This is a genomic window from Burkholderia ambifaria AMMD, from assembly GCF_000203915.1.
Lineage (GTDB): Bacteria > Pseudomonadota > Gammaproteobacteria > Burkholderiales > Burkholderiaceae > Burkholderia > Burkholderia ambifaria.
This window is the reverse complement of sequence record NC_008390.1, coordinates 2,291,340-2,315,782: the sequence shown is the minus strand read 5'-3', so window position 1 is coordinate 2,315,782 and position 24,443 is coordinate 2,291,340. Positions and strand designations below refer to the sequence as shown.

Genomic DNA, 24,443 nt, shown 5'->3' with positions numbered 1-24,443 from the left:
GTCTTCGGCCGGCTTCCGGCTGCGTGAAATTGCCCCGCGACAATCTGTCTCACAACAGATTCTGCAATGATGATTTGCCGCATCCACCGGTTTTTCATCGCACTCGCGCGACGTATGATTCGGCCACTTTCGTGGATCGAATGCGCATCGGGCATACGCAACGGATTCAATGACCCTCGGGCTGTGTGATGAAAAGAAGAGCTTCAAAAGGCTGGACGGCGCTGATATCGATCGGCGCGGCGCTGAGCCTGTCAGGTTGTAATTTAGATGTACTAAATCCGAAAGGAAGCGTCGGCGCCGCCGAAAAGGCGCTGATCGCCACCTCGACATGGGCGATGCTGGTCGTCGTCGTGCCGGTGATCCTGCTCACGCTGTGGTTCGCGTGGCGTTACCGCGCATCGAACCGCAACGCCACCTACGCGCCGAACTGGTCGCACTCGACCGCGATCGAGGTCGTGATCTGGACGGTGCCGACGCTGATCATCCTGTTCCTCGGCGTGCTCACGTGGAAAACCACGCACGAGCTCGATCCGTACAAGCCGCTCGAGTCGTCGGTGAAGCCGATCGACGTCGAGGTCGTCGCGCTCGACTGGAAGTGGCTGTTCATCTATCCGGAGCTCGGCATCGCGTCGGTGAACCAGCTCGCGATTCCGGTCGGCACGCCGGTGAATTTCCGCATCACGTCGGATTCGGTGATGAACTCGTTCTTCATTCCGCAGCTCGGCGGCCAGGTCTACGCGATGGCCGGCATGCAGACGCGCCTGCACCTGATCGCCGACGAAGCCGGCGACTACGCGGGCACGTCCGCCAACTTCAGCGGCCGCGGCTTCTCCGACATGAAGTTCCGCACGCTCGCCGAGCCGCGCGAGCAGTTCGACGCATGGGTGCAGAAGGTGAAGGCCTCGCCCGAGCGGCTCGACGCGACCGTGTACGGCACCGTCGCGCAGCCGAGCGAGAAGGCGCCCGTGCGCTACTTCTCGTCGGTCGATCCGCGGCTCTTCCACAACATCATCGCGAAGTACAACGATGGCCACGTTCTCGACCTGAAGGACGCCGCCTGCGGCACGAAGGGGTAACGCATGTTCGGAAAACTCACACTATCGGCGATCCCGTTCGATCAGCCCATCATCATGGTGGCCGGCGCCTTCATGGGGCTGGTCGTGCTGGGCATCCTCGCCGCGCTGACGATCACCGGCCGCTGGAAGTGGCTGTGGACGGAGTGGCTGACGACGGTCGACCACAAGAAACTCGGCGTGATGTACATCATCGTCGCGCTGATCATGCTGCTGCGCGGCTTCGCCGACGCGATCATGATGCGCATGCAGCTCGCGCTCGCGTACAACGCGCCCGGCTACCTGCCGCCGCACCACTATGACCAGATCTTCACGGCACATGGCGTGATCATGATCTTCTTCATGGCGATGGTGTTCATGGTCGGCCTGATGAACCTGATCGTGCCGCTGCAGATCGGCGCGCGCGACGTCGCGTTCCCGTTCATCAACTCGCTGTCGTTCTGGATGACGGCGGTCAGCGCGATCCTGATCAACGTGTCGCTCGTGATCGGCGAGTTCGCGCAGACGGGCTGGCTCGCGTATCCGCCGCTGTCGGAGCTGCAGTACAGCCCGGGGGTAGGGGTCGACTACTACCTGTGGGCGTTGCAGATCTCGGGCGTCGGCACGCTGCTGACCGGCGTGAACTTCTTCGTGACGATCATCAAGATGCGCGCGCCCGGCATGACGCTGATGAAGATGCCGGTGTTCACGTGGACGGCCCTCTGCACGAACGTGCTGATCATGGCGTCGTTCCCGATCCTGACCGCGACGCTCGCGCTGCTCGGCCTGGACCGTTATCTCGGCATGCACTTCTTCACGAACGAAGCCGGCGGCAACGCGATGCTGTACCTGAACCTGATCTGGGCGTGGGGCCATCCGGAGGTGTACATCCTGATCCTGCCGGCGTTCGGCATCTTCTCGGAAGTGATCGCGACGTTCTCGAAGAAGCCGCTGTTCGGCTACAAGACGATGGTGTACGCGACCTGCGCGATCATGGTGCTGTCGTTCCTCGTGTGGCTGCATCACTTCTTCACGATGGGGTCCGGTGCGAACGTGAACGCGTTCTTCGGCATCATGACGATGATCATCGCGATCCCGACCGGCGTGAAGGTGTTCAATTGGCTGTTCACGATGTACCGCGGCCGGATCGAATTCACGACGCCCGTGCTGTGGACGATCGGCTTCATGGTCACGTTCACGCTCGGCGGCATGACCGGCGTGATGATGGCGATCCCGGGCGCGGACTTCGTGCTGCACAACAGCCTGTTCCTGATCGCGCACTTCCACAACGTGATCATCGGCGGCGTGCTGTTCGGTTATCTCGCCGGCTTCAACTACTGGTTCCCGAAGGCGTTCGGCTTCAAGCTGAACGAGAAGCTCGGCAAGGCCGCGTTCTGGTTCTGGCAGGTCGGCTTCTACGTCGCGTTCGTGCCGCTCTACGTGCTCGGCTTCATGGGCATGACGCGTCGCCTGAACCACTACGACAACCCGGCGTGGCATCCGTGGCTGCTGGTCGCCGCGTTCGGCGCCGTGCTGATCGCGATCGGCATCGCATGCCAGCTGCTGCAACTGGTCGTCAGCATCCGCAACCGCAACTTGCCCGCGTATCGCGACACGACGGGCGATCCGTGGGGCGGCCGCACGCTGGAATGGGCGACCTCGTCGCCGCCGGCCGACTACAACTTCGCGGTGCTTCCGCACGTGCGCACGCTGGACGCGTATGCCGACATGAAGGCACGCGGCGACGGCCGGCCGAACCCGGCGACGATCCGCGACATCCACATGCCGTCGAACACATGTGCGGGTCTCGTCATCGCGGTCTTCAGCCTGGTGCTCGGCTTCGCGCTGGTATGGCACATCTGGTGGATGGCGATCGGCGGACTGGTCGGCATCATCGCGACGCTCGTGATCTATAGCTCGCGTGACAACGACGGCTATTACATCCCGGCGTCGAAAGTGCGCAAGATCGAAGAGAAGCAACCGGCGGCGCGCGTGGCCACGCGTGTCGACGACGTGGAACTGGAGGCCAACTGATGCTGCAGAAAACCTTGAGCGCAACCCTGCTCGAGCACGACGACCATCCGCCGTCGCACTCGGTGTTCGGCTTCTGGCTGTACCTGATGACCGACTGCGTGATCTTCGCGGCGCTGTTCGCGACGTTCGCGGTGCTCGGCAACCAGCACGCGGGCGGTCCGACCGCTAAGGACCTGTTCGACATTCCGGGCGTCGCGGTCGAAACCGCCGCGCTGCTGCTGTCAAGCATCACCTACGGCTTCGCGATGCTGGCCGCGTACAAGCAGCGGCGCGGCGCGCTGCTCGCGTGGCTCGCGGTGACGTTCGTGCTCGGCGCGGCGTTCCTCGCGATGGAACTGCGCGAGTTCTCGCACCTGATCGCGGACGGCGCAGGCCCGCAGCGCAGCGCGTTCCTGTCCGCGTTCTTCACGCTGGTGGGCACGCACGGGCTGCACGTGACGGCCGGCCTGCTGTGGATGATCGTGCTCGCGGCGCAGATCGTAATGCGCGGCGGTGACCTGACCGACCGCGACCTGCGGCGCCTGACGTGCCTGAGCCTCTTCTGGCACTTCCTCGACATCGTGTGGATCTGCGTGTTTTCCTTTGTCTATCTCGCGAGCGTGATCTAAATGGCCCATTCGCATTCGTCTCAACTCGAAGAAGGGCACGGCAGCGTCGGCGGCTATGTCGCCGGGTTCATCCTGTCGGTGCTGCTCACGGCCGCGTCGTTCGGCCTCGTGATGGGCGGCGTGCTGTCGCCGCATGCATCGCTGATCGCGCTGGCCGCGCTCGCGTTCGTGCAGATCGTCGTGCACCTCGTGTACTTCCTGCACATGAACGGCTCCTCCGGCCAGCGCTGGAACGTGATGGCGTTCAGCTACACCGTGCTGACCGCGGCGATCCTGATCGTCGGCACGCTGTGGGTGATGCACAACGTCAGCATGAACATGATGTCGCGCTGAGCGGTGTCGCTGCGCAACGGACGATCTCCATGCGCATTCATGCAGGAAAGGCGGCACGCGAGTGCCGCCTTTTTTCATTTCGGCGCGCCGCGCACGCCGGTCAGTGCGTGTCCGTGTGCGCGTCCGCCGTCAGTGCATGCGTGCAGTCCGCGCGATATTCGGCGGCGAGCCGCTGCTGCGCGCCGTCGAGATCGTCGGGATAGTAGGGGCTGTTGTGCGACGGATCGTAGCCGACCTGCTCGAGTTCGGTCAGCTCGCGCACGAGATCCGCATGCGTGACTTCGTGCCGCGTGTGAACGAACGGGTAGGCGTTGCATTCCTGCGGCGTCAGGTGAGGCGCCGCGAACGCGGCGGTGCTGACGCATGCGCTCAGCATGCAGGCGACGGTAATCGACAGTTTCATCCGGTGGCTCCTGAATTCGCGGCCCGATGCCGCATGACGTCAGCGTAGGCAGTGCGCGGAGCCAGGCGGGCGACGCACGGATGAAACATGTTTCACCCGCATGCGCCGATGCCGAATGAAGCTATTTTCATCTAACGCCGGACGGCGATCGACATCGCTAAGATAGTTGCGTGCGCATCGATACGCGCGTCGTGACAGCCATTGCGAGGACGGACATGCGAGTACTGACGGTCGAAGACGATGCGGTGACCGCGAACGAGATCGTTGGCGAACTGACCGCGCGCGGATTCGAGGTCGACTGGATCGACAACGGCCGCGAAGGAATGATGCGCGCGATGAGCGCGTCCTACGATGCGATCACGCTCGACCGGATGCTGCCCGGCGCTGACGGGCTCGCGATCCTGACCGCGATGCGCACGGTCGGCATCGACACGCCGGTGCTGATGCTGAGCGCGCTCGGCGACGTCGACGAGCGCATCCGCGGGCTGCGTGCGGGCGGCGACGACTACCTGACCAAGCCGTTCGATTCCGGCGAACTGAGCGCGCGCATCGAGGTGCTGTTGCGCCGCCGGCAGGCCTCGGGCGTGCCGCAGCAGACGCTGTTGACGGTCGGCCCGCTCGAACTCGACCTCATTTCGCGCTGTGCGCGCCGCGGCGTCGACGAGATTCCGTTGCTGCCCACCGAGTTTCGCGTCCTCGAATTCATGATGCGCAACGCGGGGCAGACGATCACGCGCACGATGCTGTTCGAGGCCGTGTGGGGCTATCACTTCGACCCGGGCACCAACCTGATCGATGTCCACATGGGGCGGCTGCGCAAGAAGATCGACCCGCCGGGCGCCGTGCCGATGATCCAGACCGTGCGCGGCTCGGGCTACATGCTCCGATGACGGAGGCACGGATGGATGCGGACCGTGCGGCGAACTTCACGCGTCGCTGGCATACGACGACGTTTCGCTGGCTGTGCGCATACGCGGCGATCTTCTCCGTTTCGCTGCTGCTGCTCGCGGGCGTGATCAACGTCGCCGCGACGCACACGATGGCGCGCGACACCGACGAGGTGCTCGCGTGGCAACTGATCTACTTCGATTCGATCCCCGACGCCGAGCTGCCGCTTGCGATTCACCGGCGGCTCGAGCACGAGCACATGCATACGAACTTCTACGGACTGTTCGACGCGAGCGGGCGCCGCGTGGCCGGCGACATCGCGACGCCGCCCGTGCTGCGCACGGATCGCCGCGGACGCACGCTCGACCGTACGCTCGTGCCGCTCGACGGCCAGCCCGCGCCGATCACGCGCGCGATGGCCGTGCACCGCGACGACGGGATGACGCTGGTGGTCGCGCGCGACCTGTCGCATTTCATCCAGATTCGCGAAGTCGCGATCCGCGGACTCGTGATCGGCGGTGTACTGATCCTGATCGCGGGCATCGCGGGCGGCAGCATGCTCGGCATGCGGCAGATCCGCCGCGTCGCCGCGATCCGGCGCGTCACGCGACAGATCGCCGAGGGCGATCTCGGCAAGCGGTTGCCGGTGGGCCGCTACGACGAGCTCGACCTGCTCGCGCATCTCGTGAACCACATGCTCGACGAAGTCGAGCGGCTGATGGGCGAGGTGCGTCACACCTGCGACGGCATCGCGCACGATCTGCGCACGCCGCTCGCACGCGTGCATACGATGCTGGCGCGGCTCGCCGAACAGCCGCATTGCGCGCACGATCCGGCGTCGGCGCAACTGCTGGCGTCGGCGCGCGATGAAACCGACCGGCTGCTCGAGCGCTTTCGCGCGATGCTGCGCATCTCCGAGATCGGGACGCTGAGCCGGCGCGGCGGGTTCGCCGCGGTGGACGTCGCGGCATTGCTGCGCGACGTGTGCGAGCTGTACGAGCCGCTCGCCGAAGCGGGAGGTGTCGCATTCGGGCTCGACGCGATGCCGGTCGACGGCATTCATGGCGACCGCGCGTTGCTGTTCGAGGCGTTCAGCAATCTCGCGGACAACGCGATCAAGTTCACGCCGCTCGGCGGTCGCGTGCGCGTCGCGCTTCACGCGACGCCGAACGGCCCGCTCGTGCGGTTCGAGGACACCGGGCCCGGGATCGCGCCGGGTGAGCGCGACGCGGTGCTCGAGCGCTTCTATCGCGGCGAGCGCACGCGTCACGTGAACGGTTCGGGACTCGGGCTGAGCATCGTGTCGGCGGTGATGCACGTGCACGGCTTCGCGCTGCGGATCGGCGATGCGCAGCCGGCCGGTGCGGCGATCACGGTCGAATGCTGGCCGCGCTCGCTCGGATGAGCGCGCGGGAAAACGGTCGATGCGCATCCTGCTGATTTCCCCGCCGACGCCGGAGGCGGCGCGGCTCGACAAGGCGTTCCGCGAAAGCACGCATGGCGTGGAGCGTGTCGACGAGTGGCGCGACGGCTGCTTCGCGGCGACGCAGGACCGCTTCGACGCGATCGTGCTGGTCGAACCCGATGCGGCTGCCGGGGCCGTGCTGCTCGACATGTTGCCGCGGCTTGCCGCGTCGGCCGGCGGCGCGACGATCGCAGTACTCGTCGTCGGTGCGACGCCCGCACGGCGTGCGCGGATGCTGCAAGCCGGCTGCGACGTGTGTCTTTCCCAGCCGTGTTCGTTCGTGGAACTGCACGAACGCCTGCGCGCGCTGTGGCGTCGCGCGGGCGTCATCGCGTTGCGCGAGTCGGTGCGGCTTGATGCGGCCACGCGCGCGCTCGAGGAGCGCGGCCGCAGGCTCGCACTCAGCGCACGCGAATTCCGTGTCGTCGAATGCCTGCTGCGCGAAGCCGGGCGGCCGGTCGGGCGCGATGCCGTGCTGCGTTACGCATGGGGCGAAGCCGACATCGAACCGGAAACCGTCAATGCGCTGGTCGTGCGGCTGCGGCGCAAGCTCGTCGCGCACGCGTTTTCCGCGCGCATCGAGACGGTTGCGCGATTCGGATTCAGGTTCGATGCCGGCGGTTGACGACGCGGTATCGGTCGGGCTTGAGAACGGCGAACGGACGCCGGCGGCATGGCGCGCGGCGTCGCCGTTGCGGCGCAATCAGTGGGAATAAAGCTCGCGGTTGAGCTGCGCGAGCTGGCCATCGCGTTGGGCGCGAACGAGCTCGCGATAGACCTGGGCGCGCGTGAGCGGCGTCACCGGCGGCGCATGCCACGCATCGCGCGATGACGCCCGCGCGGGGGCAGTCGATGCAAGCGTCTGCGGCGCGGTCGCGGCAGCGGATTGCGATGCGGCGGCACGGCCGGGCAGCGCGACACAGAGGGCGCAGAGCAGGGTGGCGAACAGCAGTGTCTTCATGGCGTGATCCTTTGCGAAGGGCGGAGACCGGCGCCGCGAATGCGTAGCCGGCAGGTCACACGTTATCGGGCGCGCTGCGTCGAGCACCGGGCGCGCCGATGAAGAAACGTTCATGAACGCGCGTCGCGCCAGCCGCCGCCGAGCGCGCGTACGAGCGCGACGGACGCCTGCAGGCGTCGGGCATCGACGTCGAGCGACGCGATCTGCGTATCGAGCTCGGTGGTCTGCGCGGTGACCACGTCGAGATAGCTGACGGCGCCGTCGCGATAGCGCGACATTGCAAGCGCAAGCGACTGCTGCGCCGCGACGAGCGCCGCGTCGTCCTGGGCCGATTCGTCTCCGAGCCGGTGCAGCAGCGCGAGATCGTCCTCGACTTCGCGGAACGCCGCCAGTACGACGCTTCGGTAACGTGCGCCCTGTTCGGCGAACTGCGCGCGCGCGTGGCGTACACCCGCCGCACGCAGGCCGCCGTCGAACAGTGTCGTCGCGAGGCGCGGCCCGATCGACCAGATTTCGTTCGGTGCGGCGAGCCACGGCGAGAACGTGTCGCTCTGGAAGCCCGCGTCGAGGCCGAGCGACAGGTCAGGGAAGTACGCGGCGCGCGCGACGCCGATCCGTGCGTTCGCGGCCGCGACGCGGCGTTCGGCGGCGGCGATGTCCGGACGGCGTTCGAGCAGCGTCGACGCGAGCCCGGTCGGAATCGACGGCACGGCGGGCAGCGCGGCGGCGGCCGGCAGCGAGAACGTCGACGCGGATACGCCGACGAGCACGGCGATCGCATGCTCGTCGAGCGCACGGCGCGCGGCGATGTCGGATGCGCGCGCCTGCGCGAGCGCGAGCTGCGTTTGCGCGCGCGACACGTCGAGCCCCGATGCGAGGCCGCCGCGATGGCGGCTGACCGTCAGTTGCCACGCACGGCGATACGCATCGATCGTCTGCGCGAGCGAGTCCGCTTCGCGATCGAGTCCCGCGAGGTCGAAGTAGGTGCTGGCGACGCGGGCCTGCAGGCTGAGCCGCACGGATGCGAGATCATCGGCCGCGGCTTGCGCGTTGTCGCGGCCGGCAGCGACCGTGTTGCGGACCTTGCCCCACAGATCGATGTCGTAACCGAGGCCGGCGTCGAGCGTGTTCGATTCGTAGACGTCGGGCTGTCCGCTGCCGCGCAGCGGCCGGCGCGCGGACTGCCGGTCGCGGTCGGTCTCGGCGCCGATGCCGATGGTCGGCAGCAACGCGGCGTGCGCCTCGTCGAACAATGCGGCCGCTTCGTCGTGCCGTGCGACGGCGGCGGCGAGGTCCGGATTCGCGCGTGCGACGAGCGGCTCGAGCCGGTCGAGTGTCGCGTCGCCGTACACGCGCCACCAGCCGTCGCGCGGCAGGCGATCGGCCGGGGCGGCATCGACCCACGGGCCGGTTTCGCGAAACGCGGCCGGCACCGGCACGGCCGGCGCGTGATACGTCGGCGCGAACGAACAGCCGGCGAGCAGCGCGACGCTGCCGAGCCATGCAGCGAGCGTACGGTCAGCCATGCGCAGGCTCCTTCGTCGCGGTGCCGGCGATGCGCACCGGGTCGCCGTCCGCGAGCGAATCGGGCGGATTGTCGATCACGCGGTCGCTCGCCGCGAGCCCCGACGCGATCTCGACGCGCGTGCCGAGATCGGTCGCGATCGACACGTGGCGCAAGCGCGCATGCCCGGTCGCGTCGAGCACGGCGACCTGCAACCCGTCGTGGCGGAAGATCAGTGTGCTCGCCGGAATCGTCAGCGCGTGCGCGGCGTTGGCCACCGCGATCCGCACCTGCGCGTATTCGCCCGGGAACAGCGTGCCTGCCGGGTTCGCGATCGAGAACTGCGCGAGCAGCGTGCCGGAAGCCGGATCGATCGCCTGGGCGGAATCGGCGAGCGTCGCATCGAACGTCATGCCGGGACGCTCGGGCACGGTCAGCGCGACATGCATGCCCGCACGGATCGCGCCCGCGTCGTCCTGCGGAATATGGACGTAGAGCCGCAGCCGCCGTGCATCCGAGACGGTGAAGAGTTCGGCGCCGTTGCCGCTGCCCGCGTCGATCAGCGCGCCGACATCGGTCTTGCGCGCGGTCACGACGCCGTCGAACGGTGCGGTGAGGCGCTTGAACGATTCGAGCGCCTCGAGCCGACGCACGTTCGCGGTGCTGGCGGCCACGGCCGCGCGTTTCGCATCGAGATCGCTGCGCTTCTCGTCGGCTTCCTGCCGCGACACCGAATCCTGCGCGAGCATCTCGGACCAGCGCGCGGCGGTGACGGCCGCGAGCCGTTCGTTCGCCGTCGCGCTTTGCAGGTCGGCGCGCGCCTGCTGCAGCTGCTGGTCGAGGTCGGGCGTGTCGATCGACGCGAGCAACTGGCCGGCCTTCACGTGCGCGCCGATGTCGACGTACCACGCATGCAGGTAGCCGGGCACGCGCGCGTAGATCGGCGCGTCGACATACGCGTCGAGGCGGCCTGGCAGCACCAGCGCATCGGCCGCGGCCGGCTGCGGCGCGACCGTCGCGACGGTCGGGATCGCCTGGCTGGCGGTCCACGCGGCGACTTCACGCGCATCGTGCGCGCGTTCGACGACGCCGGCCGCGGCGGCGGCGAGTGCCGCGATCACGCCGGCGATCGCGAGCGGTTTCAGGTAACGCGGCGTGGCGGGGGGACGGACGTCGAATTCAGTGGACATGCTGTTCTCCCGGAGTGAGGGACGGGGATTCGGAGTGGGGCGCGCGGTCGCGCCGATGGACGAGGCTGAACACGACGGGCACGAACACGAGCGTCGCGACGGTCGCGCAGAGCAGGCCGCCGATCACCGCGCGGCCGAGCGGCGCGTTCTGTTCGCCGCCGTCGCCGAGGCCGAGTGCCATCGGCGCCATGCCGATGATCATCGCGAGCGCGGTCATCATCACCGGCCTGAAGCGCGTGAAGCCGGCCTCGAGCGCGGCGACGGTCGCGTCGGCCGTATGCGCGAGCCGCTCGCGCGCGAACGTGACGACCAGGATGCTGTTCGCGGTCGCGACGCCCATGCACAGGATCGCGCCCGTCAGCGCCGGCACCGACAGCGGCGTGCGCGTGACGAACAGCATCCACACGATGCCGGCGAGCGCCGCGGGCAGCGCGCTCACGATCACGAACGCGTCGCGCCACGAATGGAAGTTCACGACGATCAGCAGATAGATCAGCAGCACCGCGCCGGCGAGGCCCGCGAGCAGCCCGCCGAACGCGCTGCTCATCGTCTGCACCTGGCCGCGCACGGTCACGCGCGACCCTTTCGGCAGGTCGGCCGCGCTTGCGTGGAGCACGCGCGCGATGTCGGCGCTGACCGCGCCGAGATCGCGGTCCTGGGTCGTCGCGAAGATGTCGTCCAGCGGCGCGATGTCGTAGTGCGACACGACCGCGTCGGTCTGGCTGCGTACGATCGTCGCGAGACCGCCGAGCAATTGCGGCGCGCCCGAGCGGCCCGTGACGGGCAGCGCGCGCAGGTCCGACAGCGACGTCATCCGGTATTGGGGTGTCTGCGCGACGATCGGGTAGGACACGCCGTTGTGCGGATCGAGCCAGTAGGTCGGCGATACCTGGCTCGTGCCGGACAGGCTCGCGACGACGGCATTGGTGACGTCCTGCTCGGTGATGCCGAGCTGCGCGGCGAGCGCGCGGTCGACCGACACCGTGAACTGCGGATAGGTCGACGCCTGCTGCACGCGCGCGTCGGCGACGCCCGGCACCGTGCGGATGCGCCGCAGCAGCTCGGTCGCATACGCGCGGTTCGCCGCGAGATCGGGGCCCGTCACCTGGACGTCGATCGGCGCGGGCGCGCCGAAGTTGAGGATCTGGCTGACGATGTCGGCAGGCAGGAACGAGAACGTGACGCCGGGGAACGCGCGCGGCAGCACGGTGCGCAGCTGCTTCACGTAGTCGGCGGTCGGCGCGTGCTCGCCGGTGAGCGACACGAGGATGTCGCCGTCCTGCGGGCCGATCGTGCCGCTGTTGCTGTACGTTAGGTTGATCCCGCTGTTCGGCAGCCCCATGTTGTCGACGATGCTCGCGAGCGCGCGCGGCGGCACGACGCCGCGCACCGTGCGCTCGACGCGATCGAACAGCGCGGCCGTCTCCTCGATGCGCGTACCGATCGGCGCGCGCACGTGCAGCGCGATTTCGCCCGCGTCGACCGACGGGAAGAAGTTGCGGCCGAGCCCCGGCACCAGGGCGAACGACAGCGCGACCGCCGTGAGGAACAGCACGACGAAGCGCGCGCGGTGCGCGAGCGCGAGGCCGAGCACGGCACGGTAGCCGGTGCGCAAGGCCGCGAAGCGGCGCTCGAAACCCTGCTGGAACGCGACGAGCGGATTGCGCGATCGCGGCGTCGGGAACGGCGCGCCGTGCGGCGCGAGCACGGCCGCCGGATGGGCGGCATGCGGGCGCAGCAGGTAGCGCGCCATCATCGGCACGAACGTGCGCGACAGCACGAACGACGCGATCATCGCGAAGATCACGGCTTCGGCCATCGGCACGAACAGGAAGCGCGCGACGCCGTCGAGCAGCAGCATCGGCACGAACACGATGCAGATGCACAGCAGCGACACGAACGCGGGCGCGACGATCTGCGACGCGCCGTCGAGGATCGCGCTGCGCACGTCCTTGCCCTGTTCGAGATGCCAGTTCACGTTCTCGATCGTGACGGTCGCGTCGTCGACGAGAATGCCGACCGCGAGCGCGAGCCCGCCGAGCGTCATCACGTTGAGCGTCTCGCCCGCGGCGGCGAGCGCGGCGATCGCCGCCAGCACCGCGAGCGGAATGGACGCGGCGATGATCAGCGTCGAGCGCCAACTGCCGAGGAACAGCAGGATCATCGCGGACGTGAGCGCGGCGGCGATCAGCCCTTCGCGCGCGACGCCGCTCACCGCGCCCTTGACGAACACCGACTGGTCGCCCATCACGACGAGCCTGAGCGACGGCGGCAGCGTCGCCTCGATGCGCGGCAGTTGCGCCTTCACGCCGGCGATGATGTCGAGCGTCGACGCCGAGCCGCTTTTCAGTACGCTCATCAGCACCGCGCGGCGGCCGTCGACGCGCACGATGTTGCCTTGCGGCGGAAAGCCGTCGCGCACGTGCGCGACGTCGCGCATGAAGATCACCGCGCCGTTGACGGTCCGGATCGGCAGCGCGTTGAGCTGGTCGATGGTGAGCGGGCTGTCGTTGAGGCGGATGTTGTACTCGAAGCGGCCGATCTTCTGCGTGCCGGCCGGGATGATCTGGTTCTGCTGCGCGAGCGCGGTCGCGACGTCCTGCGCGGACAGCCCCTTCGCCTGCAGCGCTTGCGGATCGAGGTCGATCTGCACCTGGCGCACCTTGCCGCCATACGGCGACGGAATCGCGACGCCGGCGACCGACAGCAGCTGCGGCCGGATCACGTTGGTCGCGTAGTCGCCGAGCTGCTGCTCGTTGAGCGTGTCGCTCGTCAGCGCCAGCTGCAGCACGGGCACGGTCGACGCGTTGTAGTTGAGGATCTGCGGCGGCGTGGTGCCGGGCGGCATCTGCTTGAGCACCGTCTGCGAGATCGAAGTGACCTGTGCGGTCGCGGTGCGGATGTCGACGCTCGGCTGGAAGAAGATCTTGACGATCCCGTAGCTGCGGAACGACTGCGACTCGATGTGCGCGACGTCGTTGACCGTCGTGCCGAGCGTGCGTTCGTAGTACGTGACGATGCGTCCGGCCATGTCGGCAGGCTGCAGGCCCGCGTAATTCCACACGACGCTGATGACCGGAATCCGGATGTCGGGGAAAATGTCGGTCGGCGTGCGCAGCGCCGCGAGCGGTCCCGCGATCAGGATCAGCAGCGCAAGGACGATGAACGTATAGGGGCGCGCGAGCGCGAGTCGGACGAGTTTCAGCATCGGCGAGGTCTCCGCCGGCGCGGGGCGCCGGCCTGTCAGCGAGGTGTCGAAGCGCGGCGTGAACCCGCATCGGCTCGCGCAGTGTGCGTGGCGCCGCTTAACGCCGGGCGCGGGCCAGGATGAAAGATGTTTTAGGAACGGGCGGAAAGGATGAAGAGGGCGGGCGGCCGGCGCGGCAAGAACGCCCGGTCAGGCGGGTACGGCGGCGCGTCGTCAATTGTTACAAGACGTTAGCCGCGCTTCCGGTTGCCATCCCGCGCATCAGTTCTTACAAACTTGAAATATGCGGGCACGGCGCTTGCCGCTATAGTCGAATCACACATGAAACAACTCGAAGAGGAATCCATGAAGACTTTGCGTGTTGCCTCGCTCTTGACCGGTATGACGGCCTTGCTCGTGTCGGGCGCAGCAATGGCGGGAGTCAATGTCGGGATCAACGTCGGCGTGCCGGCTCCGGTCTACGTCGCGCCTGCGCCCGTGTATGCGCCGCCGCCTCCGCCGGTCGTCTACCAGCCGGCGCCCGTGTATGCACCGGCGCCTGTGTATGCACCGGCGCCCGTTTATGCGCCGGCACCGGCGATCGTGATCGGCTGGCACGGCGATCGCTACTGGGACGGCCGCCGCTACTGGGGGCGCGACGAGTGGTATCGCCATCACGGCCGCGGCTGGGGCGACGAGCGTCGTCACGGTCACTGGGACAACGGCCGCCACAACGGCTGGCGCTGATCGACAAACAGTGCACATGGCGCAGGCCTGACGCATGCGCCGCATCAACAGAAAACCGCCCGCGTGGCGGTTTTCTTTTGCCCGCGCCGGCCGCACGCGGAGGCCGCGGCGCGGTGACGTCACGCACGCGCGCGAGCAAGTTGGCTCGGCGTCGAATTGAATGGGTAGAATCGACCTACATTACATCCCCCCAATCGACCGACAGGGCCTCTATGACGAAGGGTTCGCCCCGGACCACCGCCGCGCGCCTCCGATCCGGCGCCGCGCAGGCGGTCCGCGCCGCCGGCCGCACCGCGGCCGTATGGACAATACAGGCGGTACTGGCCGCGACGGCCGCGCATGCGGCATATGCGATCGCGCAGTACGGGGAGCCGAAATATCCGCCGGGCTTCAAGCATTTCGACTACGTGAACCCGGATGCGCCGAAGGGCGGCACGCTCGTGCTAGCTAATCCGAGCCGGCTGACGTCGTTCGACAAGTTCAATCCGTTCACGATGCGCGGCAATGCCGCGCCGGGCATCGACATGCTGTTCGAGAGCCTCACGACCGGCAGCTCGGACGAACCGGCGTCCGCCTACGGGCTGCTCGCCGACGACATCGAGATCGCGCCGGACCGCCGCTCGGTCACGTTCCACCTGAACCCGCGCGCGCGCTTCTCGAACGGCGACCCGGTCACGGCCGACGACGTCAGGTTTTCGTTCGAGACGCTGAAGAGCAAGCAGGCCGCGCCACAGTTCGGCGCGTATTTCGCTGAAATCGCGAAGGCCGTCGTGATCGACCGCGCGACCGTGCGGTTCGAATTCCGCAGCCCGAACCGCGAACTGCCGCTGATCGCCGGCGGCGTGCCGGTGTTCTCGCGCAAGTGGGGGCTGCGCGCGGACGGTTCGCGGATTCCGTTCGACCAGCTCGCGTTCGAGCAGCCGATCGGCAGCGGCCCGTATCTGATCGAGCGCCACGACAACGGCCGCACCATTACGTACCGGCGCAATCCCGCGTACTGGGGCGCCGACCTGCCGGTGCGGGTCGGCACCCACAACTTCGAGCGGATCGTCTACAAGCTGTACGGCGACGGCGTCGCGCGGCTCGAGGCGTTCAAGGCCGGCGAGTACGACGTGCTGGTCGAATACATCGCGCGCAACTGGGCGCGGCGCGACGTCGGCAAGCGCTTCGACAGCGGCGAGCTCGTCAAGCGCGAATTCCGCCAGCACAACGGCGCGGGCATGCAGGGTTTCTTCATGAACCTGCGCCGGCCGTTGTTTCGCGACGTGCGCGTGCGCCAGGCGCTCGATCTCGCGTTCGACTTCGAATGGCTGAACCGCCAGTTGTTCTATGGCGCGTACACGCGCCTCGACAGCTATTTCGCCGACACCGACCTGCAGGCAACCGGCACGCCGGGCCCGGGCGAGTTGAAGCTGCTGGAACCGTTGCGCGCGCAACTCGATCCGGCCGTGTTTGGCCCGATGGTCTCGCAACCGAGCACGAACCCGCCGGGCTCGCTGCGCGCGAACCTGCTGAAGGCGCGCGCGCTGCTCGCGGAGGCCGGCTGGACCTACCGCGACGGCGCGCTGCGCAACGCGCAGGGCGAGCCGTTCGAGTTCGAGATCCTCGACGATTCGGGCGCTGCGATGGAAGGCATCGTGACGGCCTTTCGGCGCAACCTCGCGAAGCTCGGCATCGAAGCGCGCTTTCGCACGGCCGATTACGCGCTGCTGCAAAAGCGGCTCGACGCGTTCGACTACGACATGACGACGGTCCGCCTGCCGGGCGTGCAGGTGCCGGGTGCCGAGCAGTTCTCGCGCTACGGCAGCAAGTTCGCCGACGAGCCGGGCTCGGACAACCTCATCGGCCTGAAGTCGCCGGCCGTCGACGCGCTGCTGCATGCACTCGGCACCGCGCAGACGCGCGACGAGCTGCTCGACGCGACCCACGCGCTCGACCGCGTGCTGATGCACGGCTATTACGCGGTGCCTCAGTGGTACAGCACGACGCACCGGATCGCCTACAAGCGCACGCTCGGCTATCCGCAAACGCTGCCGCTGTACTATTCGGCCGAGGGCTGGGTCGTGTCGACCTGGTGGGCCAAGCCCGGCCAGTGAAGCACGCCGGCCCTTCGTTCAACCCAGCCTATCGATCGCGAGTCGCCACCTATGTGGAGCTACATCCTCAAACGCCTGCTGCTGATGATCCCGACGCTCATCGGCGTGCTCACGCTCACGTTCGCCGTGATCCAGTTCGTGCCGGGCGGCCCGGTCGAACAGGCCGTGCAGGAATTGCGCAAGGGCGCGACGGAGCAGGGCGCGACGCCGTTCGGGATGCGTGCGCATACCGGCGTCGATGCGCAGCAGCTCGCGCAGCTCAAGGCGCTGTACGGCTTCGACAAGCCGCCGCTCGAGCGCTACTGGCTGATGCTCGAGCGCTTCGCGCGCTTCGACCTCGGCGACAGCTACTTCCGCCACCAGAGCGTGTGGTCGCTGATCGTGCAGAAGCTGCCGGTGTCGATCAGCATCGGGTTGTGGACGTTCTTCGTCACCTACCTGATCTCCGTGCCGCTCGGCATCGCGAAGGCCGTGCGCAACGGCTCGCCGTTCGACGTCGCGACGAGCCTCGTCGTGCTGATCGGCTATGCGATCCCGGGCTTCGTGCTCGGCGTGCTGCTGCTCGTGCTGTTCGGCGGCGGCTCGTTCTGGCAGCTGTTTCCGCTGCGCGGGCTCACGTCGGACAACTTCGCGCAGCTGTCGGTCGCCGGCAAGGTGCTCGACTATCTGTGGCACATCGCGCTGCCGATCACGGCGTCGGTCGTCGGCAGCTTCGCGGTCATCACGATGCTCACGAAGAATGCGTTTCTCGACGAGATCCGCAAGCAGTACGTGCTGACCGCGCGCGCGAAAGGGCTCGCCGAGCGCACCGTGCTGTGGAAGCACGTGTTCCGCAACGCGATGCTGCCGCTGATCGTCGGCTTCCCGGCCGCGTTCATCGGTGCGTTCTTCACGGGCAGCCTGCTGATCGAGACGCTGTTCTCGCTCGACGGCCTCGGGCTGCTGTCGTACGAGTCGGTCGTGCGGCGCGACTACCCGGTCGTGCTCGGCACGCTGTACCTGTTCACGCTGATCGGGCTCGCGACCAAGCTGGTCTCCGACCTCTGCTACGTGTGGGTCGACCCGCGCATTCAATTCGACAACCTGGAGCGCTGACATGAAACGAGCCATCCGCATGCCTGGGGCGATCGGGCGAGGATCGCGATGAACCGGGCCGTCGTGTCGTCCCGCGTCGACGCCGCGCGTGCGCGCGTGTCGCCGTCGCCCGCGCGCCGCGTCTGGCAGCGCTTTCGCCAGCAGCGCCTCGGCTACTGGAGCTTCGTGATCTTCTTCGTCGCGTTCGCCGCGAGCCTCGCGGCGCCGCTGTGGTCGAACGACAAGCCGCTCGTCGTGCGCTACGACGATCACTACTATTTCCCGATGTTCCATGCGTACCCGGAGACGACCTTCGGCGGCGACTTCCCGGCGCAGGCCGATTATCTCGATCCGTACGTGCGCAAGCGGCTCGAGGCGCCGGGCAACTTCGTCGTCTATCCGCCGAACCGTTACTACTACGACACGCTGAACTACTTCTCGAGCGTGCCGAACCCGGCGCCGCCGTCGCGCGAGAACTGGCTCGGCACCGATGCGCAGGGGCGCGACCTGCTCGCGCGGCTCGTGTACGGGTTCCGTGTATCGGTCGAGTTCGGGCTGATCCTGACCGTGATCGGCACGCTGCTCGGGATCGCCGCGGGCGCGGTGCAGGGTTTCTTCGGCGGGCGCATCGACATCGTCGGACAGCGGCTGATCGAGATCTGGAGTTCGCTGCCGGAGCTGTACCTGCTAATCATCTTCGCGTCGATCTTCGAGCCGAGCTTCCTGCTGCTGATCGTGCTGCTGTCGCTGTTCGGCTGGATCGGCCTGGCCGACTACGTGCGCGCCGAATTCCTGCGCAACCGGACCCAGGACTATGTGCGCGCGGCTCGCGCGATGGGGCTCACGAACTGGCAGATCATCTGGCGTCACGTGCTGCCCAACAGCCTGACGCCCGTGATCACGTTCCTGCCGTTCCGGATGAGCGGCGCGATCCTCGCGCTCACGAGCCTCGACTTCCTCGGACTCGGCGTGCCGCCGCCGACACCGAGCCTCGGCGAGCTGCTCGCGCAGGGCAAGGGCAACCTCGACGCGTGGTGGATCTCGCTGTCGACGTTCGGCGTGCTGGTCACGACGCTGCTGCTGCTGACCTTCATGGGCGACGCGCTGCGCAACGCGCTCGACACGCGCATCGCCGACTCGGTGCGCGCCGCGGGAGGCCAGCGATGAGCGACACGGTCGTAGCGAAATCGGGTGAACCGCTGCTGTCGCTCGAGCATCTGCATGTGCGCTTCGGCGACACGGTAGCCGTCGACGACGTGACGCTCGCGATCGGTCGCGGCGAGCGCGTCGCGCTCGTCGGCGAGTCGGGCTCGGGCAAGAGCGTGACCGCGCTGGCGATCCTGCGGCTGCTGCGCGATGCCGACGTGAGCGGCACGATCCGCCTGGCCGGACAAGACCTCGCGGCCAAGAGCGAGCGCGAGATGCGCGGGCTGCGCGGCTCGGACATCGCGATGATCTTCCAGGAGCCGATGACGGCGCTCAACCCGCTGTATACGATCGGCGCGCAGATCGGCGAGACGATCGTGCTGCACGACGGCGTGACGGCGGCCGAGGCGCGCAAGCGCGCGATCGCGCTGCTCGCGCGCACGGGCATCGCGGAGCCGGAGAAGCGCGTCGACAGCTACCCGCACCAGCTGTCGGGCGGCCAGCGGCAGCGCGCGATGATCGCGATGGCGCTCGCGTGCCGGCCGCGCCTGCTGCTCGCGGACGAGCCGACCACCGCGCTCGACGTGACGATCCGCGCGCAGATCGTCGACCTGCTGCTCGAACTGCAGCGCGAGGAGGCGGAAAAGCGCGGGATGGCGATCCTGCTGATCACGCACGACCTGAACCTCGTGCGGCACTTCGCCGATCGGGTCGCGGTGATGGAGCGCGGCAAGCTGGTCGAAACCGGGCCGGTCGAGCGGATCTTCGCGCAGCCCGAGCATCCGTATACGCAGCGGCTGCTGAACAGCCGCCCGCAGCGCGCGGTCGTGCCGGTGATGCCGATTGCGCCCGTCGTGCTCGACGCGCGCCATGTCAGCGTGCAGTTCGCGCGCAAGCGGCCGGGCTTCGCGGGCTGGTTCGGCACGGTGCCCGTGACGGCGGTCGCGGATGTATCAGTGTCGGTGCGGCAGGGCGAGACGCTCGGCATCGTCGGCGAATCGGGGTCCGGCAAGTCGACGCTCGCGATGGCGCTGCTCGGGCTGCAGAAGACGACGCACGGCGAAATCGAATTCCAGGGGCGCGCGCTGTCGACCTATCGCGGCCGGGAGCAGACCGCGCTGCGCTCGAACATGCAGGTCGTCTTCCAGGATCCCTTCAGTTCACTTTCTCCCCGTCACACGATCGAGCGGATCGTCGGCGAGGGGCTCGAACTGCATCGTCCGGAACTGACGCCGGACGCGCGCCGCGCGAAGTCGCTGGCCGTGCTGCGCGAAGTGGGGCTCGACCGCACGGTGCTGCACCGTTATCCGCATGAATTCTCGGGCGGCCAGCGCCAGCGGATCGCGATCGCGCGCGCGCTCGTGCTTGAGCCCCGCATCCTGATCCTCGACGAACCGACGTCCGCGCTCGACGTGTCGATCCAGCAGCAGGTGCTGAAACTGCTCGCCAATTTGCAACAGAAATACAACCTGGGCTACGTGTTCATCAGCCACGACCTGGAGGTGATCGGCGCGATGGCGCACCGCGTCGCGGTGATGCAGGAGGGGGTCGTCGTGGAGTCGGGAGAGGTCGCCGAGATCTTCGAAAGACCGTCACATCCTTACACACAAAAGCTGTTGAAAGCGGTCTGGAAAGCGTGATAGGCCGCCAATGGTCTGATCATCTCGATTGTATTTATTAATTTGTTTTGACAAACGATTACGCGCTGGCTAGTATCGACCGAAATTTTCCGCCAATCAGCTGATTTTTAAGCAAATTCCATCGCCCAATGCAGCATCGATCCTTGACCCAGGCATGCGCGCGCACCATCGCCGGGCTCTTCATCGGCGCCCTGTTCGCAGCAGCTCCCGGCGCGTTCGCCGACGAAGTCAGCAGTTTTAGCCAGAATGCCAGCAATTCGACTCAGATCGGGTCGGGTTCCTCCCTCCAGCAGACCAGCGCGCAGCCGTCCAGCGGCGGTGCGAAGTCGTTCCTCGCCGGCATGGCCGGCAAGGCAGGCGACGTGGTCGTCGGCGCGCTCAACATGATCGGCGTGCGCTATCGCTGGGGCGGCAACTCGCCGGATTCGGGCCTCGACTGCAGCGGCTTCGTGCGCTACGTGTTCCAGGACACGCTCGGCATGTCGCTGCCGCGCCGTGCGGAAGAAATGAGCCGCGTGGGCGAGAAGGTCAGCATGAGCAACCTCAAGCCGGGCGACCTCGTGTTCTTCAACACGATGCGCCGTACGTTCTCGCACGTCGGCATCTATATCGGCGACAACAAGTTCGTGCATTCGCCGTCGACGGGCAGCACCATTCGCGTCGACGATCTCGACAACGGCTACTGGGAAAAGCGGTTCACCGGCGCGCGCCGGCTCGAATCGGAGTTTCCGATGAAGGCCGACGACCTGCGCCAGCGCGTGCGCGCGACGATCGGCGACGACGCGAACGGCAGCAACTGACGCTCGCCGGCGCGCCGCCGAATCGAAAAAACCCTGTCACCGAAAGGCGGCAGGGTTTTTTGTTTTGAGGTGCGCGGAACCGGCGGGGCGGCGCGCCGTCATGCGTCGCGCACCGCGCTGCGTCCGATTACGCCGCCGCGACGCCGCGGGCCGCCGCGAGCTTGCGCTGCAGCTCGGGCATGATACGCGCGACGGCTTCCTCGCCCGCGAGGATTGCCGCGTTGCGCTGGTTGAAGTCGCTGCCGCCCATCGCCGCGAGGTTCGGGCGGATCACGACGTCCGCGTACTTGTCGAGCTCGTAGGACTTGATCGTCTGGCCCATGATCGTGAAGGTCTGCAGCAGCATCTCGATCGGGTTGTTGGTCGCCGCGCCGTCCGGCCGCGCCGAGATGTCGACCGCGATCACGAAGCTCGCGCCCATCTTGCGTGCGAACGACGCGGGCACCGGACTCACGAGGCCGCCGTCGACGTACTCGCGGTTGCCGATCCTCACCGGTTCGAACACCGACGGCACGCTGCACGACGCGCGCACCGCGAGCCCCGTATTGCCCTGCTGGAACAGGATCGGCTGGCCGCTCTGCAGATCTGTCGCGACGATGCCGAGCGGCTTCGCCATCTTCTCGATCGGCCGGTTGTTGAGCGTCTTGTTCAGGAAGTTCTGCAGCGCGACGCCCTGCAGCAAGCCGCGCGAGCGGAACGGCAGCGCCCAGTCGCTGATCGCCGCCTGATCCATGTCGAGTGCGATCTTGTTGATCTGCAGCGCGCTCATCCCGGACGCGTACAGCGCGGCGACCACCGAGCCGGCGCTCGTGCCCGCGACGAGCTCGACCGGGATGCCGCGTGCCTCCAGCGCCTTCAGCACGCCGATGTGCGAGAAGCCGCGGGCGGCGCCGCCGCCGAGCGCGATGCCGATCTTCACGGGTTTTTCCTGCGACTGCGCGGGACGGGATTTGTCGCCGATCGACGTACAGGCGGCGAGGCTGGCGGACGCGCACGCGATCGTGAAGTGACGGCGCGACAGGCGAGGGGACGACATCGATTGATTCTCCGGCGGCTTGGCGGCGGGCCGTGTGGCCCGCGGCGGCGATAGGTTCCGAGCGGCCGTGCGGCGGAATCCGGGCGGCCGGCGCGGCGCCGGCTGGCGGCCGCGGCGCGCACATCATAAAGCAAGCGGCGCGCTTGGCGCGAAGACCGGCGCGAGTATAATTCCGGCTTCTTTCCCGTTCCGGGCGCGGCCGGCCCCATTGCTGTCCGGGCTGCCGCCGTCGATCCCGCGTCGAATCATTCATGCGCCCCAGGCGTTCGAGTTACCGTTTATGACCCGTCCTGTCCGTACCCGCTTCGCGCCGAGTCCCACCGGCTTCATCCACCTCGGCAACATCCGCTCCGCGCTCTATCCGTGGGCGTTCGCCCGCAAGATGAAGGGCACGTTCGTGCTGCGTATCGAGGATACCGACGTCGAGCGTTCGTCGCAGGAAGCCGTCGACGCGATCCTCGAAGGGATGCAGTGGCTCGGCCTCGATTTCGACGAAGGCCCGATCTACCAGATGCAGCGGATGGACCGCTATCGCGAGGTGCTCGCGCAGATGCTCGAGCAGGGCCTCGCGTACCCGTGCTACATGTCGGCCGAGGAGCTCGACGCGCTGCGCGAACGCCAGCGCGAGGCCGGCCTGAAGCCGCGCTACGACGGCACGTGGCGTCCGGAGCCGGGCAAGGTGCTGCCCGAGCCGCCGGCCGGCGTGAAGCCGGTGCTGCGTTTCCGCAACCCGCTGACCGGCACGGTCGTGTGGGACGACGCGGTGAAGGGCCGTGTCGAGATCTCGAACGAGGAACTCGACGACCTCGTGATTGCGCGCCCGGACGGCACGCCGATCTACAACTTCTGCGTCGTCGTGGACGACATGGACATGAACATCACGCACGTGATCCGTGGCGACGACCACGTGAACAACACGCCGCGCCAGATCAACATCCTGCGCGCGCTCGGCGGCGAGCCGCCCGTCTATGCGCACCTGCCGACCGTGCTGAACGAGCAGGGCGAGAAGATGAGCAAGCGGCATGGCGCGATGAGCGTGATGGCTTACCGTGACGCCGGCTTCCTGCCGGAGGCCGTCGTCAACTATCTCGCGCGTCTGGGCTGGTCGCACGGCGACGCTGAAATCTTCACGCGCGAACAGTTCGTCGAATGGTTCGACCTCGAGCATCTCGGCAAGTCGCCCGCGCAGTACGACCACAGCAAGCTGAGCTGGCTGAACGCCCACTACATCAAGGAAGCCGACAACGCGCGCCTCGCCGCGCTGGCGAAGCCGTTCCTCGACGCGCTCGGCATCGAGGAGGCGGCGATCGCGACGGGCCCCGCGCTCGACGCGGTGGTCGGCCTGATGAAGGATCGCGCGACGACGGTCAAGGAGATCGCCGAAGGCGCCGCGATGTTCTACCGTGTGCCGGCGCCGGACGCCGACGCACTCGCGCAGCACGTGACCGATGCGGTGCGTCCGGCGCTGGCCGACCTCGTCGCCGCACTGAAGGCGGCCGACTGGACGAAGGAAGCCGTGTCCGCGGCGCTGAAGGCGACGCTCGGCACGCACAAGCTAAAGATGCCGCAGCTCGCGATGCCGGTGCGCCTGCTGGTGGCGGGCACGACGCATACGCCGTCGATCGACGCGGTGCTCGTGCTGTTCGGTCGCGACGTCGTGGTGTCGCGTATCGAGGCCGCGCTGGCCTGAGGTTGGGGCGCGAGCGAGGCCGTCCGCGCGTGAGGGCGGCGCGGCTTCGCAAAAAATTTCGCTCCAATCGCAAAAAGGGTATTTACAAGTTCAAAATCGGTCCATATAATCTCATTTCTGTTCTGCAAGGGGGTATAGCTCAGCTGGGAGAGCGCTTGCATGGCATGCAAGAGGTCAGCGGTTCGATCCCGCTTACCTCCACCATCAGAGCAGAATGGATTGAGTTGTGAAGCGGTGGCAGTAGTAATAAATGCTTCACAAAATGATTTAAAGCAGTTAGAATTTCGGCCTTCGCTGTTGCGGTGAGTGAATAGCGAAAGTCAGACAGATCTGAAAAGATCATGTCCCCTTCGTCTAGAGGCCTAGGACATCACCCTTTCACGGTGAGTACAGGGGTTCGAATCCCCTAGGGGACGCCAGATTCAGCGGCGTTTCGTAGAAGTGTCGCGAGGCTTGCAGAACGTAACCGACGTCCTGCAGGTAACGGTGCAGAAAGTTGGAGCGGTAGTTCAGTCGGTTAGAATACCGGCCTGTCACGCCGGGGGTCGCGGGTTCGAGTCCCGTCCGCTCCGCCAGAACGAAGCCCGTT

General features: G+C 67.3%; 20 protein-coding genes and 3 tRNA genes. 17 read left to right on the top strand and 6 right to left on the bottom strand.

Features of this window, described 5'->3' with window-relative positions; genetic code table 11:
* Nucleotides 1-188: 188 nt before the first annotated feature.
* From cyoA to cyoD, 4 genes are read left to right on the top strand one after another with little or no spacing between them, the layout of a single operon-like run.
* Nucleotides 189-1,076, top strand: a complete 888-nt coding sequence (gene cyoA, locus BAMB_RS10635) for a ubiquinol oxidase subunit II (RefSeq protein ID WP_011657333.1) — start codon at nucleotides 189-191, stop codon at nucleotides 1,074-1,076.
* Between the two features lie 3 nt (nucleotides 1,077-1,079).
* Nucleotides 1,080-3,086 (top strand): cytochrome o ubiquinol oxidase subunit I, encoded by a 2,007-nt coding sequence (cyoB, locus tag BAMB_RS10630; RefSeq protein ID WP_011657332.1) that lies wholly within the window; start codon nucleotides 1,080-1,082, stop codon nucleotides 3,084-3,086.
* Nucleotides 3,086-3,694: a cytochrome o ubiquinol oxidase subunit III gene (cyoC, locus tag BAMB_RS10625; RefSeq protein ID WP_011657331.1), complete on the top strand. Its 609-nt coding sequence runs from the start codon at nucleotides 3,086-3,088 to the stop codon at nucleotides 3,692-3,694. The genes cyoB and cyoC overlap by 1 nt, the downstream gene beginning before the upstream one ends.
* Nucleotides 3,695-4,027 carry a cytochrome o ubiquinol oxidase subunit IV gene (gene cyoD / locus BAMB_RS10620; RefSeq protein ID WP_006759069.1) on the top strand — a complete coding sequence of 111 codons (333 nt, stop codon included), beginning with the start codon at nucleotides 3,695-3,697 and terminating at the stop codon, nucleotides 4,025-4,027.
* Between the two features lie 100 nt (nucleotides 4,028-4,127).
* On the opposite strand, the gene BAMB_RS10615 is transcribed toward cyoD, so the two are convergent.
* Complete coding sequence (locus BAMB_RS10615; protein WP_011657330.1) at nucleotides 4,128-4,430, bottom strand: DUF4148 domain-containing protein; 303 nt, start codon at nucleotides 4,428-4,430, stop codon at nucleotides 4,128-4,130.
* A gap of 215 nt (nucleotides 4,431-4,645) precedes the next feature.
* Between BAMB_RS10615 and BAMB_RS10610 the strand changes: the two genes are divergently transcribed.
* Genes BAMB_RS10610 through BAMB_RS10600 form a run of 3 tightly spaced genes read left to right on the top strand, consistent with a single transcriptional unit; the run spans nucleotide 4,646 to nucleotide 7,408 of the window.
* Nucleotides 4,646-5,320, top strand: a complete 675-nt coding sequence (locus BAMB_RS10610; protein WP_011657329.1) for a response regulator transcription factor — start codon at nucleotides 4,646-4,648, stop codon at nucleotides 5,318-5,320.
* 11 nt (nucleotides 5,321-5,331) lie between these two features.
* The gene (locus BAMB_RS10605) at nucleotides 5,332-6,723 is read left to right on the top strand and encodes a sensor histidine kinase (protein ID WP_011657328.1); all 1,392 of its coding nucleotides are present in this window, start codon (nucleotides 5,332-5,334) and stop codon (nucleotides 6,721-6,723) included.
* Between the two features lie 19 nt (nucleotides 6,724-6,742).
* Nucleotides 6,743-7,408 carry a response regulator transcription factor gene (locus BAMB_RS10600; protein ID WP_011657327.1) on the top strand — a complete coding sequence of 222 codons (666 nt, stop codon included), beginning with the start codon at nucleotides 6,743-6,745 and terminating at the stop codon, nucleotides 7,406-7,408.
* A 78-nt stretch (nucleotides 7,409-7,486) separates the two neighbouring features.
* On the opposite strand, the gene BAMB_RS10595 is transcribed toward BAMB_RS10600, so the two are convergent.
* From BAMB_RS10595 to BAMB_RS10580, 4 genes are all read right to left on the bottom strand, one after another.
* Nucleotides 7,487-7,744, bottom strand: coding sequence for a DUF4148 domain-containing protein (locus BAMB_RS10595; protein WP_006753718.1), 258 nt, complete (start codon nucleotides 7,742-7,744; stop codon nucleotides 7,487-7,489).
* 110 nt (nucleotides 7,745-7,854) lie between these two features.
* On the bottom strand, nucleotides 7,855-9,270 hold the full coding sequence (locus BAMB_RS10590; RefSeq protein ID WP_011657325.1) for an efflux transporter outer membrane subunit: 1,416 nt from the start codon (nucleotides 9,268-9,270) through the stop codon (nucleotides 7,855-7,857).
* Nucleotides 9,263-10,438 (bottom strand): efflux RND transporter periplasmic adaptor subunit, encoded by a 1,176-nt coding sequence (locus BAMB_RS10585; protein ID WP_011657324.1) that lies wholly within the window; start codon nucleotides 10,436-10,438, stop codon nucleotides 9,263-9,265. Before BAMB_RS10585 ends, BAMB_RS10590 begins: the two co-directional genes overlap by 8 nt.
* Complete coding sequence (locus BAMB_RS10580; RefSeq protein ID WP_011657323.1) at nucleotides 10,428-13,646, bottom strand: efflux RND transporter permease subunit; 3,219 nt, start codon at nucleotides 13,644-13,646, stop codon at nucleotides 10,428-10,430. The genes BAMB_RS10585 and BAMB_RS10580 overlap by 11 nt, the downstream gene beginning before the upstream one ends.
* 345 nt (nucleotides 13,647-13,991) lie before the next feature.
* Between BAMB_RS10580 and BAMB_RS10575 the strand changes: the two genes are divergently transcribed.
* The 6 genes from BAMB_RS10575 to BAMB_RS10550 all read left to right on the top strand — a co-directional run bounded on the left by BAMB_RS10575 (nucleotide 13,992) and on the right by BAMB_RS10550 (nucleotide 21,128).
* A complete protein-coding gene (locus BAMB_RS10575) occupies nucleotides 13,992-14,372 on the top strand; it encodes a hypothetical protein (protein ID WP_011657322.1) in 381 nt (126 codons plus the stop codon).
* A gap of 212 nt (nucleotides 14,373-14,584) precedes the next feature.
* Nucleotides 14,585-16,468 carry an extracellular solute-binding protein gene (locus tag BAMB_RS10570; protein WP_011657321.1) on the top strand — a complete coding sequence of 628 codons (1,884 nt, stop codon included), beginning with the start codon at nucleotides 14,585-14,587 and terminating at the stop codon, nucleotides 16,466-16,468.
* Between the two features lie 51 nt (nucleotides 16,469-16,519).
* The gene (locus tag BAMB_RS10565) at nucleotides 16,520-17,563 is read left to right on the top strand and encodes a microcin C ABC transporter permease YejB (protein ID WP_011657320.1); all 1,044 of its coding nucleotides are present in this window, start codon (nucleotides 16,520-16,522) and stop codon (nucleotides 17,561-17,563) included.
* A 48-nt stretch (nucleotides 17,564-17,611) separates the two neighbouring features.
* Nucleotides 17,612-18,709, top strand: coding sequence for an ABC transporter permease (locus BAMB_RS10560; RefSeq protein ID WP_011657319.1), 1,098 nt, complete (start codon nucleotides 17,612-17,614; stop codon nucleotides 18,707-18,709).
* Entirely contained in the window at nucleotides 18,706-20,328 is a 1,623-nt protein-coding gene (locus BAMB_RS10555; RefSeq protein ID WP_011657318.1) for an ABC transporter ATP-binding protein, read from the top strand. Before BAMB_RS10560 ends, BAMB_RS10555 begins: the two co-directional genes overlap by 4 nt.
* 128 nt (nucleotides 20,329-20,456) lie before the next feature.
* Nucleotides 20,457-21,128, top strand: coding sequence for a C40 family peptidase (locus BAMB_RS10550; RefSeq protein WP_006754535.1), 672 nt, complete (start codon nucleotides 20,457-20,459; stop codon nucleotides 21,126-21,128).
* Between the two features lie 127 nt (nucleotides 21,129-21,255).
* Here BAMB_RS10550 and BAMB_RS10545 read toward each other — a convergent pair whose 3' ends face one another.
* Nucleotides 21,256-22,164, bottom strand: coding sequence for a patatin-like phospholipase family protein (locus BAMB_RS10545; RefSeq protein ID WP_011657317.1), 909 nt, complete (start codon nucleotides 22,162-22,164; stop codon nucleotides 21,256-21,258).
* A gap of 280 nt (nucleotides 22,165-22,444) precedes the next feature.
* Between BAMB_RS10545 and gltX the strand changes: the two genes are divergently transcribed.
* The 4 genes from gltX to BAMB_RS10525 all read left to right on the top strand — a co-directional run bounded on the left by gltX (nucleotide 22,445) and on the right by BAMB_RS10525 (nucleotide 24,429).
* Nucleotides 22,445-23,854, top strand: a complete 1,410-nt coding sequence (gene gltX / locus BAMB_RS10540; protein ID WP_011657316.1) for a glutamate--tRNA ligase — start codon at nucleotides 22,445-22,447, stop codon at nucleotides 23,852-23,854.
* A gap of 128 nt (nucleotides 23,855-23,982) precedes the next feature.
* A tRNA-Ala gene (locus BAMB_RS10535) sits at nucleotides 23,983-24,058 on the top strand.
* A 139-nt stretch (nucleotides 24,059-24,197) separates the two neighbouring features.
* Nucleotides 24,198-24,273: transfer RNA gene (locus BAMB_RS10530), tRNA-Glu, on the top strand.
* A gap of 79 nt (nucleotides 24,274-24,352) precedes the next feature.
* Nucleotides 24,353-24,429, top strand: a tRNA-Asp gene (locus tag BAMB_RS10525).
* Nucleotides 24,430-24,443 lie beyond the last annotated feature (14 nt).